Genomic DNA, 12,399 nt, shown 5'->3' on the forward strand with positions numbered 1-12,399 from the left:
ACCACGAAAAGTGGCTACACAAGTGGCCATCTGTTTCGTGAGTGTGCACTTCGACAGTCAGGAGCGCATGCGCATGACCGGAGGGCGAGGCCGTAGTAGGCCGCCGCGGGAGCTGGCTCGGGACCCGGAGAACTGGCCCGAGGCGACGTTCGTTGACCAGCCCCAGGCCAGGGTAGTGCAGGCGGTCGCACAAGCCCTGACCAGCCAAATGACCCGTCAGGGGCTGGGGCTGCGACGCGTCGCCGCTCTCAGTGGTGTCAACCGTCAGGCGGTCGCGAATCTCCTCGCCGGCAGTAGCTGGCCGGACGTGGCGACGTTGAGCCGTCTGGAGGACGGGCTCGGCGTGGGTCTCTACCCGGGCACCAATGATCCGGGATCGATGCATAGCTGAACCTCCGGAACCCGCACGTCATCTGTGCAGGCAGGACGGATTGGGCTCAGCACGCCACAGGTGGCCCGACAGTGGGCTACCCTCAAAAATGGCATGCAGAAGCCCCTAGTCGGACTCACATGCTCGGTGCCGCCGAGACTGATCCCTTGGCGGCACCACCAACTCACCGTCCAGCGCCGTGCTGATCCTTCACGGCAACGGACGTGCTGCTAGGCGCTGCTACTTATCGATCCACCTCCGCCCCGGTGTACAGGCCCGGTCCGACCTGCTTCAGGTATCCCTTATCCACCAGGCGGTTGAGCCGGTGACGCATCCGCTCGATCTCTGCTCGCGGCGCACTCTTGTCGACGAGGGGGATGACTACGTCCTTGGGGCTCATCGGTCGATCTGCCGACCCCACCAGCGTGACTACCTTCCGGTTCAGCTCGGTAAGTCGACCGGAGAGCTTCGAACCCTGCTGCTTGTCCGTCATGCGCCGCTGCTGTGTGCCCGGCTGCCCGCCGGGGGCCGACTCTGCATCCGACTCGGTGGCTTCTGAAGCGCCATTCGTGGAGGACTGTGTATGAACCCCGTCGCGGCCTTCGGCGGATCCCCCACTCGCAGTCGGTTTCCCAGGAGGCGCCTCTTCGAGAAGCTGCGCTGCAGTACGCCGCGTGATTGCAAGTGCTGCCAGCCGCTCCTCGGCTTCGGCGATCTCAGCGCGCAGTCGGGCAACCAACTCCCGGGCAGCGTGTTCCTCCGCGTCGAGACGATGGAAGAGCATGTCACTCATTGCCGACTTCCCATCAAACTCCCTACGGCTAGGCGCTGTTGCGTGCAAGTCCGCCCACACCTTGCACGCAAGCGTCACTCTAGAGCCACCGCGTGCCGTCGCGGGGCCCCTTGCAGAATCTCACCTATGCAACAGAGGGGGCGCGCAAACCATTGCGTCGAAAGGGGGCTTGCGCAACCACAGCAGCGGTGCTCTTTGGGGTGTTCGTCATTCTCTGCGCCCCCCGCAGGGGGTCCGGATCTCTTGGCGCGGGGTTTGCGCTTGGTGGACTGGCCCTGCGGCGCCGATGAGGGCTCGTGCAGGTGAGGGCCATCATGGGGCTCAATCAAGAGTGATTGGTCCGTCGGGTAGCCAGCCGTCGAGGTAGCCGTCGATCAGGGTCGACGTGCTGTCGAAGTGGGACTCCCTCAGGAGTGACGAGAGCATCGCCCGCGCCGCCCACACGGCGGCCATCCCAGACCGCCCTCCTCTGCGGATCGAGTTGGGCACCAAGGGTGCCTTGGTGCGAGCTAGAAACACACGCTCCTCCATCCGCACTCGTGGCGCGCCACTCGAGGGGGGAGCGGCCCATCTTCGTCCGACAACTGGCCCCCATCGGATAGCCGAGCGGCTGAAGCAACGTGTTCCTAGCCTCAGGGCGACCTCGGCGTAGGACTCGACCAGCCGGACCGGGGCGTGGGGCAAAGTCCAGTTCTTGTGGACGGAATCAGAGAGTGGAAAGAGGGCTACGCGCTCTTGTGCGTCGATCACGACGAGAGTCACTGTGCGATGGAAGCGGGGGCCGGGAAGATACATGGAATCACCATCGGCGATGGCTATATGAATAGCCAGCTCGTTGGGCTGGATGGCGGAGGGTGCTGCCGAAGGAGATGGTCGGTCACCAGCCCCTGTTTCGGGCGGACGCGAACGAGCCTTCGCGATCGTTCTCTGCCGACCTCCCCCACCGCTTTGCCCTGTGGTCTAGCAGGCGTAGGGGTCGTTCCATCGCCTTCAGCCCTGCAGCGATGATCTCGTCGCGCGCGGTAGTGCCCATGAACATTCCTCCCCATGCGGCGCCCATGGACGCTGCGACGGTGAGGCGCTCGGCTCCGGCGAACAACAATCAAGCCCTGTGGGTAGCCAACGCCCCGACCAACTCGCCAACCTCCGCTCGCCAGACGCGGACCTGGTCCTCTGCCGGGCCGATCTCGTATTGGTGGTAGTGGCATCCCAGGCATAGGTGTGACCAGACGGCGGTGGTTCGGCGAGCGGTCTCAGCCGAGGTGTAGCAGTGGAGGCATAGCATCTTGGCCCGCATCGTGGTGCTGGCGAGTCCTGGCACCGCGGCGTCGAGCGTGCGGTTGACGGAAATCTCCAGGGCGGTTCGCAGAGCGAGCGAGGCCCCGCGATTGCAACCGGCGGCTGTGGCACCCAGGCGGGCGACGAGCAACCGGTCAGCGATCAGAAGGAGCTCCTCGACAGAGGCAGTGGAAGTACTCATCACGCGGTCACCTCCGGCTTGCGCACCTTCTGCGCCATAGTCTCGATGTCGTCGACGAATCGGTGGGGGTCGATGATCTGAGCCCCGGCGGCGTGGGCGCCGTTCTGGCACTGCTTGAGGAGTTCCACCGCACGCGGTCCGCAAAGGGTGCGCAGTTCCCGGTAGACATCGCCGGTCCGCTCGGCGTCGCCGAACAAGGCCAGCGCTGCCACCTTCAGGAGCTTGTCTGCTTCGCCAATGGCCGCCTGCAGTGCGTGCTCGGGCGCGCCGGCGCGGTGGTTCCGGATCCAGGCGGCCTCAAGGAAGGCGTTCTCCAGAGCGATACGGCACAGGCTGGGCAGCACGTGGGTCCGTGCCGCCGTCGGCAGGTCACTGGTACTGGCGAGGGCCCGCGCATCGTCGAGCGCCTGCCGTACCGGGTCGGTCACCGGTTTGACCTTCACCTTGGACGACTTGGCCCGCTCGACCTCGAACACCGTCACGGGCAGACCCTGGCTGGTGAACGCCCGCTGGAGTCGGGTGTCGTGGGTGAACACAACGACCTGTCGGTGTTCGCCGAGCTCGTGCAGGACCTGGGCGAGTCCGTTGACCTTGGCGGGGTCCATGGACTGCACGGGGTCGTCGATGATGATGAAGCCGAACGGGCTGTCGGCAGTGGCGGCCCGGGGCAGGAACAGGGACAGCGCAAGGGAGTGCTGCTCGCCCTGGCTCATGACGCTGAGAGCAGAGGCCTCCTGGCCGTCGACGGAGACATCCATGACGAGCTTGCGGACAGTGGCCTTCTCGCTGCCCTTCAGGCTCACGGCCTTGAGATCGATGTTGCTCTCCTGGCGGAGCCGCTCCCAGATCCGCTGCGAATGGTCGGCGAAACCTTCCATGCGCTGTTCCCGCAGTTCGGTGGCCAGCGCCTTGATCCAGGTGCTCGCCCTCTTGATGTCCCTCAACTGAGACTTGTTCGCCTCCACGGCCTGGGCCTTCTCCGCCCAGCCCGCCAGGCGGACGACGAGCCTGCGCCAGCGCTCGTCCCGCTCCTCCAACTCCTTTACGGCACGCTCCTTGACCGAGACACAGGCATTGGCCAGGGTCACGGCGGCATCAAGGGCGCGTCGGGCGAGCTCGTCCGGATCGCTGATCGACCGGCAGGTGGTCCAGGCGTTCCACGGGTCGGTGAGGGAGGTGGGGATTCGCCGAGGCGTGTGAACGAGATCCTGCACTGCTCGCGCGGCCGACCGGAGTTCGCTGCGCGCGCCTGCGGCTGCCTTCGCCTCCTGCCGCAGTGCGGCGATCTGGGCGATGGCATCCGCAGCCCATGCCGCGTCCAGCATCCCGGCGGTCCCGCACACGGAGCAGGATGCCTCGTCGGGGTGGCGCTCGTGGTGCGCCACGGCCCGTTCGAGCAGTTCCGCACGCTGCAGGGCTTCCTCGGTATCGGTGCCGTGCAGGTCTTCGATGTCGGCGAGAGCCTTGCGTAGACGATCCACAGCGGTGCGGACCTGCGCCACGTCGGGTTCCTGTACCTCTGCCTCGGCACGCAGCCCGGCGATCAGGTTGACGTCCGTGTCGCCGGGCAGACCGGTGACCAAGGCATCCAGGACTTTGAAGTCGGGGGTTCCGGCTGTGTCGATGGCTACGAGCGCCTGGATCGCGCGATCGTCGTCCTCCAGCTCGTACAGGGCCTCCTTCAGGCCCGGCAGCTCCGCCTTCGCCGCCTTCTCCGCGTCTTCGAACGCCTTGGCCTCCCTGCGGAGCCGGCTGTCGGCCGCGCTGAGCTGCCCCATACCGAGGATGGTGGCGATGGCGTCGTACATCTCGGAGGGCTTGCCGCTGATCATGCGGTCGAGATCGACGTACGACAGGAAGGGCCGGAAGTCCTGCAAGTCCTGCTTCCAGTCCACCTGGTCGAGACTTGCGCGGCCGTATCCCGGCCGCTTCAGTTCTGCCTGGGAGTCTCCGAATCCGTCGCCTTCCCAGGTGCGGGTGAGGGTGCTGCGGCCAGCGTCTCCCTCGATGGCCAGCTTGACCTCGATCTCCGGCCTACCGCCAGTGTCGTGAAGGTTGCGCCAGTTGCTGCTACGCGTCGCGTGCTGCCTTTGCCAGCGCATGTTCACGCCAGTGAAGGCAGTCTCGATGCCCTCGGCAATGCTGGACTTGCCGGATCCGTTGCGACCCACGACCAGGTTCACGCCGGGCCGGGGGCTCAGCTTGAGCCAGGCGCGCGGTCCGATGCCGCGGAAGCGGGTTACGGCGACTGATTCGAGGTAGGTCCGGCCGATCGTGGAAGCGCTTCGGGTCTCGCTGGCGCCCAGAGCCGTCCGCAGCAGCAGCTTCACGGGCTCACCGAGAGGCGACCCCTCAAGACGCCTGCGCACGAGGTCTGCCACGGTTCCGGGCCGGTCGTCCTGCTCCGACCGGGCGGTGTCTTCGGGGACGTGCGCGTTCTGTTCGGGCTGTTCCGTCATGAGGTGCCTCCCGGGGCGTCGAGTCCGTGGATGACGCGAGCGGGGCGCTGCCTGGAATTTCTGCCGCGCTGCTCGCCAACGGAACATTAGAAAGACGAAGGGCAACACGAGATGCGAAATATTGATAACCGGGGTTATCGGCCTTAGGAACTCATGCGAGACGTGGCTCGCCCTAGCGACAGCAGCACCGGCGGGCCTGCAGCCAGTTAATGCGTAGCAGCACCGGCCGACTGTGCTGCCCCCGGCCCGGGCAGGTGCGGATGCGGACGGGCCCCGGTCATCGAGATGTGCCTTGCTGTCCGCCGCACCCGAAGTACTCTGCGTTACGAGGGCTGTTCGGACCCGGTTGGAGGCTGACGAGAGTGTCCGCACCGTGCACTGGATGGATACGCGAACTCCGAGGACACACGCTCATGTTCACCGGCAAGACTCTGGTGGACGGTGAATGGGTCATCCGTAAGGACTGCTTATCTCGTTCGCAGACATTGGGAGCTACCTGCCAGAACAGTTTCTCCAGGAAGGTAACCCTCGTGGTCCACGGAGAGCTGGCAGGCAACGTCAAGGACATGGACCGGGGATTGAGCAGGAAACTTCTGGCGGTGCTGGAGTCACGCAAAGCAGGCCGACACATTCACGTGGTAGACGCCGCTGGCTACTCGGATCTTCTGTTCGGAGCTCCGGCTCGCTGCCGGGACCTCAAGGTACAGAGCGATCACGTGACGGTCATGCCTGAGGTCGGAGACGGCTTCCTCGGCGGACCGTTCGACAGGCTGCATCTGCGCACCCGGCAGATCGACCGGTTCGAGGCTGGAGTGCTGGGGCGCGGCACGCCGCGACACGAGAAGCTGTTGTCGCGCCTGATCGAGCAGGTCGATGGGCGGACGACACTCGACGTCCGCGCCCCGGCGCGCCGGGGCCCGCACTTCGACCTCGGCTGGATCAACAAACGGACCGCGTACGGCGCGTGGGTCGCGGTTCCCCAGCAACCGGCTGACGAAAGGGAGAACCGCCTGACAGAGGTTGTCGAGCACGTCAGCAGGTCGGTCCGTTCTGTTCCTCGACATGGCCAGGCCCAGCCCGTAGTGGTGCTCGAGGACTCCGTAGACCTGAACCCCGGGCTGAAGGAGAAGGCGAATTCGCTCGGCGTCCTCGTTGGGAGAGTCAGGGATGTTCCCTCGTTGAAATGTTGACCAAATGGCATGTGGAGGCCTGATGCGTAGAAGGCAACCCGCTCACGGCATGACATTCCGCGAAGCGCCTGGGCGAGGAAACAAGCTGGGGCCTGCGCGGCAAGGCCGCGGAGGTGCTGGATACGCCCTGGCGCGTGACCTCGGCCGCGCGGGTGTGGGCGTACTGCCGGTGCTGACCTGACGCGTACCGCACAACGGCATGGCCGTGGTCAGTCGCCGAGGGTGAAGGCGAGACCGCCGGCGTGCAGATCGGCCTCGGTCTGAGTGAGGCCGCCGCGATGGGAGACCTCGACGGAGCAGAACTTCGACTCCGGGACGACCCCATCGACCGTGAACGGGAAAGCGCACCCCGCGTCGGTCTTCGCGCCCAGACCGAGGGAGCTCTGGGCGACGAGAGTCCCAGCCGCGTTGGTGACGTTGACCTGGGTTCCGAAGTCGATGTCGGAGAAGCCATCCGTGCCGGGGCACAGCTCACCGTCGTCGAGCGCCACACCCACCGGCGGGAGCGTAATCGCGCCCCCCGTCGTGAACGGTTCCGTACCGTTCGTCGTCTCGACCTCTATAGGAAGGGAGGGGAACACTGCGATCCATTAGTCCGATACCAAGGTCGCCAAGCTCTGCAAGAAGTTCGGAATCTACTGGCACGTCTCACCGGGACGGCGAAGCACGCCCTAACGGGGCGCGGGTGCTCGCCCCGTCAGTGAGGGCCTGCCGAAGGCTGCATCGTGGACCCAACGGCCATCACTTACGTGGCGTCGGTCTGAGGGGCGTCGTCCCGGTCGGTCGCCAGTGCGGCTGGCAGCGGTAGCCCGTACCTGTCGCACAGGAATCGTGTCTGGCAGTACCGCTGGGCGTCGGCGGCCACTCTGCCGAGGACGGCGGAGTTCATGCCGGCACCGATGAGGACACCCACGAACGGCACGACCTTGGCGACGTTTTGAACCGGCACCCTGGAGCCGGCCGGGCCCAGCTGCTGCATCAACTTCTCAAGGGCGGCCAGGAGGCGGTGGTCCTGGCGGAGCTTCGGTGACCACTTTATGCGTCCCTTGACCGCGTCCGCCGCCCGTGCGGCATCACGCAACGGCGCGGCTTTGGCCGCCTGTGCCATGAAGGACCGCTGTACCAGGCGTTGGATGAACATCTGCTCGTCGGGGTCTTTGGCGTCGTAGCCGTAGGAGTACGCGATGCGCGATGCGATCGACGTGCTCAAGACCTGGATGACGAGGATGTCCGCTGTCAGCGCGACGGGGATACCAGCGACGGGGACCATGGCCAGCAGGCCCATGACGCCACCTTCGAACGCGCCGACGGTGCGCCACGTGAGGGTGTGGCGGGTCAGCAGCTGGTCGCAAACCTTGAGGTCGTGCCGCCGCAGTTCGGAGAAACCATCTATCGTGAAACCTCGCTTGCGGGCGAGCTTCTCGACGTTCTTCGGGTCGTTGAGCTCCATGGCCCAGTCGTTGACCAGTTCAAGCAACGCAGCCGCGGCTCCGAGCGCCGGTCGCATGGCCTTCTCGGCGACCGCGTCGCCCGCGCGACGGATCGGTTCCGTGACCGCCTCTGGCACAGCGTCCGTAACCCGTCTCACGGCGCTTCCCGCGACCTCACCGGTGCGACCGAGCGCGGCGCTCGCCCAGTTCGGCAGACCACGGTGGTTGTTCCGGCGCTGCCAGTGCTCGTTGAGGGTGTCCCACACCTGCCCCTCGTACGCGCTCATCGGGGTCATCGGGGTCGCATCGTCGACGCGTGGGTCGGCGTACGTGCTCATTGACGTTCTCCATCTCGACTGTTATCGGCGGTACGTGCGGGTACCGGGGCAGGGTGCGTCGGCCGTGCAGGGGCCCCGCACTGCGGCTTCACCCACGTGTCGGCTGGTAGGACATCGCGGGTGAAACCACCGGGGTCTCCTGGTTCACGGAATCGTCGGTCGGAAAAGGGACGAGTGATGACGCTGCCGGAGGCCCCTGACTGACGGTGGGGGAGCTGGATCTGGGTGAGGCAGATCAGTCGGCCTTCTGCCGCTCCAGGCACCGGCCGGGAGGCGGCGCCGAGGAGGGCTGGTCAGGTCCGTCCTCCGAAACTGGTGGGCTGAGCCCTTACCAGGGCTGAGAGGCATCACCTTGGACTCCTGGGGATGCAAGAGAGAGCCAAGGCAGTGATAACCCCGGTTATCAGGCCAACTGGGAGGTAACCCAAGCCCTCGCTGTAAAGTTCTGACTGCCGCTGAACCGGAGTCCAAGGCATCCGACCGGCTCGCACGCAGGGGAAGAGAAGAAGCTCTGTAATAAAAAGGGGGCGGGGCTCATGACCAGTGCGCGTGAAGCAACATCGCTCATCGTGCCCGAGGAGCCGGCCTGGCGGATCACATACGCCGAAATTGCCTCTCTCGCACAGGTAAAGCGGCCCGTCCCCACCAATTGGAGCCGTCGGCATCCGGACTTTCCGGCGCCGATCGCCCACGAGGACGGCCGTCCCCTGTTCGACGCCCGCGCCGTCGTCGAGTGGCTGACAGAGACGGGCCGCGGCAACACGGACGCCCGCCAACTGCGCGCCGAGCTCGCCTTGCACACCCTCGCCGCCTGGCGGACTCCCGCGCTTCCGGCGTCCGTCCTGGTGGGCGCGCTGACGGCCCTGCTCTGCCTGCGCCAGCAGTACGATGCTCCGCTCGCCGGCCAGGATTGGGACGCCCTGGTCGCCAGGGCCGCCGAACTGGACGCCGAGGACCAGTTCCTCCTGGCCGAGCTGCGCGCCGTCCCCGCCCCGGATCCCACCGGTCCAGCGCTCGCCGCGCTCGCGGATGAACTAACCGAGGCCGCCTACACCCCGGCTGAAGCCTTCGACTGGGTCCTGGACGCGCGGCGTCGTCTCGGCTCCCACGATCTGGCCGTCGACGAACCGGTCCCGGCCGTCGTCCGGGCTCTCGCTTCTGTGTCCGGCATCGACACCCTCCGCGAGGAGTCCGTCGTCGCCACCCCGCACGCCCGAGCCGGCGACCTCCTCGCCGCCCTGCACGACCAGGCCGCCGAAGACTCCGGTCACACCTACCTCGCCGCCGATCACGCCCCGGCCCGCGTCCGGCTCGTGCGCCGCCGGATGCTCGTACGGGGGGTGTACGAGTTCCACCTCGACGTCATGGAGGGGACGGACCTGTCGGCCTCCGTCGATGAGTGGGGGTACCCGGACCTGCTGGTGTGCGCCCTCCCGTACGAGGCTGCGGAGACCCGCCGACCGGAGGCCGTCCTCGAGCAGGTGCAGGCGCTCACCGACTACCTCGAAGCCGGCTCCACCGCCGTCGTCCTCGGACCGGCCGATGTCTTCGTACGTCCACTGCCCCGGCACGGCGAAGCCGACAGGCTACGTCGCTCCTTCCTCGGCGCGGGCCTGCTGAAGGCCGTGATCAGCCTGCCCGACGGCGCTATGCCGTACCGCCCCGGCTACCGCACCGCAGTGTGGGTCCTTTCCCGCACCCCGCAGGAGGAGCGCACCGGCCGTGTCCTGCTCGCCGACCTGTCCGCGCGGCGGCTCACCGAGCCGGTGCTCGACACGCTCGCCGAGGACATCGCCATCTGGCGCGCGTCCGGCTGGCGCGGCGACCGGCGGCACGAGCCCCGCCACGGCGTGATCGTCCCCGCGAAGGAACTCGACGACCGGCCGGGCACCGCCTTCACGGCGAGCCAGCGCCCCACCGAGGCCCGCTACGCCCGCGCCGTCGTCGAACGTCCGGCCCGCATCAGTGACCTCGAGCAGCGCCTGGCGAACCTGCAGCAGCAGTCCCGCCTCGACGTCGACCTGCGCGCGGCCATGCGTATCCAGGCCGTGTTGCGCCCTGAGGAACAGCCAGTGCGGCGCACCACGGTCCGCCGCCTCCTCGAGGAACGCCGCCTGCGCCGCCGTCCTGGCCACCGCATCGCGCCCGAGCACCTCACGGCCGACGGCCACTATGCGGTGCTCGGCCCGGACGAGATCCTCGGCACCGTGCGGCTCGGCAGCCGCCGGATCGACCGCGGTTTACTCCTCACGGCGTACGAGCACGCCCAGTTCACCGAGCCCGGCGACGTCGTCGTCACCACCAGCCCGAGCTTCGGTGCCCACGTCGACACCGGCGGCCTGTCGGTGGTCGCAGCCCCGGCCCGCATACTGCGCGTCCGCCCCGACGCCGACCCGCCGGTCCGGCCGCGGGTGCTGGCCGCGCTGCTGCAGGCAGCGGCCGCCGAGCACGCGCGCACCAGCGGCGCCGTACGGGCCTCCCGCAGCATCGAGGACCTGAACATCCCGGACCTGGGGCGCGAGGAGGCAGAGCGGTACGACGCCGCGCTTGCCGAGGTCGAGCTCAGAGCGGGGCTGCTGCGGGAGCAGGCCGCTGCCCTTGACGATCTGACCCGCATCACAGCCGCCGGCCTCGCCGACGGCACCCTGACCATCCAGAACCTGCCCGGTCTTCTGGGCACCGATGACTGAAGGAGACGGTCTGCCCGATGGCTACCGCTGCGAAAAGGCCCACCGACCAGGCGGAGCTGTTCAGCGCCTCCACCGCCAAGGAGATCCAGGCGATCCTGTGGAAGGCCGCGGACAAGCTGCGCGGCTCCATCGACGCCGCGCAGTACAAGGAGTTCGTCCTCGGCCTCATCTTCCTGAAGTACGTGTCCGACGCGTTCGACGAGCGCCGGAGTGAGCTGGCCACGGAGCTTGCCGACGACGGTATCACCGAGGAGAGGATGGACGACTTCCTGGAGGATCGCGACGAGTACACCGGCGCGCACGTCTTCTGGGTCCCGGAGATCGCCCGCTGGTCGTGGATCGCCGCGAATGCCAAGAGCCAGGGCGTCGGCAAGCTGCTCGACGAGGCGATGGACGCGGTGATGGCCGAGAACCCGTCGCTGAAGGGCGTCCTGCCGAAGATCTTCAACCGGGACAACATCGACCAGAAGCGCCTGGCCGAGCTCGTCGACCTCATCAGCGACGCCCGCTTCGGCGCCAGCGAGGGCAAGCCCGCGCAGGACGTGCTGGGCGAGGTGTACGAGTACTTCCTCGGCAACTTCGCGCGCGCGGAGGGCAAGCGGGGCGGCGAGTTCTACACGCCACGGTCCGTCGTCCAGCTGATCGTGGAGATCCTGGAGCCGTACGAGGGGCGCGTGTACGACCCGGCGTGCGGCTCGGGCGGCATGTTCGTCCAGGCGGCCAAGTTCATCGAGGCCCATCGAGGGCGGGGCCACAAGGCCGACCTATCGGTCTTCGGCCAGGAGCTCAACGAGCGCACCTGGCGTCTGGCCAAGATGAACCTGGCCATCCACGGCATCGACGGCAACCTCGCCACCCGCTGGGGCGACACCTTCGCCGAGGACAAGCACGCCGACCTCAAGGCCGACTTCGTGATGGCCAACCCGCCTTTCAACATCAAGGACTGGGCGCGGGACGAGGGCGACGCCCGGTGGAAGTTCGGCGTCCCGCCGAAGAACAACGCCAACTACGCGTGGCTCCAGCACATGGTCTCCAAGCTGGGCGAGCGGGGCACGGCTGGCGTCGTCCTGGCCAACGGCTCGATGAGCTCTGAGTCGAGCGGTGAAGGTGACATCCGCCAGGCGATGGTGGAGGCGGACCTGGTGGCGTGCATGGTGGCGCTGCCCCCCCAGCTTTTCCGGACGACCCAGATCGCGGCGTGCCTCTGGTTCTTGGCCAAGGACAAGTCCCCTCAGGGAGCACGACGGTTGGACGATCGGCGTGAGGAGATCCTGTTCATTGACGCCCGGAGCATGGGCGAGATGGTCGACAGGACAGAGCGCATCCTGACTGACGCGGACCTCGCGAAGATCGCTGACACCTATCACGCGTGGCGGGGTACGGCGTCGACGCGCGAGGAGGGGCTGACGTATGGGGATGAGCCTGGGTTCTGCTTCTCGGCCAGGTTGGAGACGGTTCGGGAGCGCGGGTACTTGCTGACGCCGGGGCGGTATGTGGGGGCCGTTGAGGCGGAGGAAGAGGACTCAGAGGTGATGACGGAGAGGATTGCTGCGCTCACCGAAGAACTCTTCCACCTATTCAAGGAATCTGACCGCCAGCAAGACCTTGTTGCGAAGCTTCTTGGGGGGCTTGAAGATGCAAACTCGTGA

General features: G+C 67.1%; 9 protein-coding genes. 4 read left to right on the plus strand and 5 right to left on the minus strand.

Translation table 11 applies throughout. The features are described from left to right. Window positions 1-73: 73 nt before the first annotated feature. Complete coding sequence (locus tag OG729_RS22885; RefSeq protein WP_405807904.1) at window positions 74-391, plus strand: helix-turn-helix domain-containing protein; 318 nt, start codon at window positions 74-76, stop codon at window positions 389-391. Window positions 392-614: 223 nt separating this feature from the next. Here the strand turns inward: OG729_RS22885 and OG729_RS22890 are convergent, their stop codons facing one another. The 3 genes from OG729_RS22890 to OG729_RS22900 all read right to left on the minus strand — a co-directional run bounded on the left by OG729_RS22890 (window position 615) and on the right by OG729_RS22900 (window position 5,102). After that, window positions 615-1,163, minus strand: a complete 549-nt coding sequence (locus tag OG729_RS22890; protein WP_405807905.1) for a hypothetical protein — start codon at window positions 1,161-1,163, stop codon at window positions 615-617. 321 nt (window positions 1,164-1,484) lie between these two features. Then, window positions 1,485-1,616 carry a hypothetical protein gene (locus OG729_RS22895; RefSeq protein WP_405807906.1) on the minus strand — a complete coding sequence of 44 codons (132 nt, stop codon included), beginning with the start codon at window positions 1,614-1,616 and terminating at the stop codon, window positions 1,485-1,487. A gap of 1,026 nt (window positions 1,617-2,642) precedes the next feature. Further along, window positions 2,643-5,102: an AAA family ATPase gene (locus tag OG729_RS22900; protein WP_405807907.1), complete on the minus strand. Its 2,460-nt coding sequence runs from the start codon at window positions 5,100-5,102 to the stop codon at window positions 2,643-2,645. A gap of 413 nt (window positions 5,103-5,515) precedes the next feature. On the opposite strand from OG729_RS22900, the gene OG729_RS22905 reads away from it, so the two are divergent. After that, window positions 5,516-6,292 carry a hypothetical protein gene (locus OG729_RS22905; RefSeq protein ID WP_405807908.1) on the plus strand — a complete coding sequence of 259 codons (777 nt, stop codon included), beginning with the start codon at window positions 5,516-5,518 and terminating at the stop codon, window positions 6,290-6,292. Window positions 6,293-6,501: 209 nt separating this feature from the next. Here OG729_RS22905 and OG729_RS22910 read toward each other — a convergent pair whose 3' ends face one another. Together OG729_RS22910 and OG729_RS22915 are read right to left on the minus strand one after the other, a co-directional pair. Continuing rightward, complete coding sequence (locus OG729_RS22910; RefSeq protein ID WP_405807909.1) at window positions 6,502-6,789, minus strand: hypothetical protein; 288 nt, start codon at window positions 6,787-6,789, stop codon at window positions 6,502-6,504. 248 nt (window positions 6,790-7,037) lie between these two features. After that, window positions 7,038-8,060 (minus strand): EcsC family protein, encoded by a 1,023-nt coding sequence (locus OG729_RS22915; protein WP_405807910.1) that lies wholly within the window; start codon window positions 8,058-8,060, stop codon window positions 7,038-7,040. Between the two features lie 536 nt (window positions 8,061-8,596). On the opposite strand from OG729_RS22915, the gene OG729_RS22920 reads away from it, so the two are divergent. Beyond that, window positions 8,597-10,750: a hypothetical protein gene (locus tag OG729_RS22920; protein ID WP_405807911.1), complete on the plus strand. Its 2,154-nt coding sequence runs from the start codon at window positions 8,597-8,599 to the stop codon at window positions 10,748-10,750. 17 nt (window positions 10,751-10,767) lie between these two features. Next, window positions 10,768-12,399 (plus strand): N-6 DNA methylase, encoded by a 1,632-nt coding sequence (locus OG729_RS22925; RefSeq protein WP_405807912.1) that lies wholly within the window; start codon window positions 10,768-10,770, stop codon window positions 12,397-12,399.

It is taken from the genome of Streptomyces sp. NBC_00210, from assembly GCF_045160975.1.
Classification (GTDB): Bacteria; Actinomycetota; Actinomycetes; order Streptomycetales; family Streptomycetaceae; genus Streptomyces.

What these genes read in the sequence shown, in the direction of transcription:
- OG729_RS22885 (WP_405807904.1), top strand. Translation starts at nt 74, where the DNA reads ATGACCGGAGGGCGAGGCCGTAGTAGGCCGCCGCGGGAGCTGGCTCGG.
- OG729_RS22890 (WP_405807905.1), bottom strand. Translation starts at nt 1,163, where the DNA reads ATGAGTGACATGCTCTTCCATCGTCTCGACGCGGAGGAACACGCTGCC.
- OG729_RS22895 (WP_405807906.1), bottom strand. Translation starts at nt 1,616, where the DNA reads ATGGCCGCCGTGTGGGCGGCGCGGGCGATGCTCTCGTCACTCCTGAGG.
- OG729_RS22900 (WP_405807907.1), bottom strand. Translation starts at nt 5,102, where the DNA reads ATGACGGAACAGCCCGAACAGAACGCGCACGTCCCCGAAGACACCGCC.
- OG729_RS22905 (WP_405807908.1), top strand. Translation starts at nt 5,516, where the DNA reads ATGTTCACCGGCAAGACTCTGGTGGACGGTGAATGGGTCATCCGTAAG.
- OG729_RS22915 (WP_405807910.1), bottom strand. Translation starts at nt 8,060, where the DNA reads ATGAGCACGTACGCCGACCCACGCGTCGACGATGCGACCCCGATGACC.
- OG729_RS22920 (WP_405807911.1), top strand. Translation starts at nt 8,597, where the DNA reads ATGACCAGTGCGCGTGAAGCAACATCGCTCATCGTGCCCGAGGAGCCG.
- OG729_RS22925 (WP_405807912.1), top strand. Translation starts at nt 10,768, where the DNA reads ATGGCTACCGCTGCGAAAAGGCCCACCGACCAGGCGGAGCTGTTCAGC.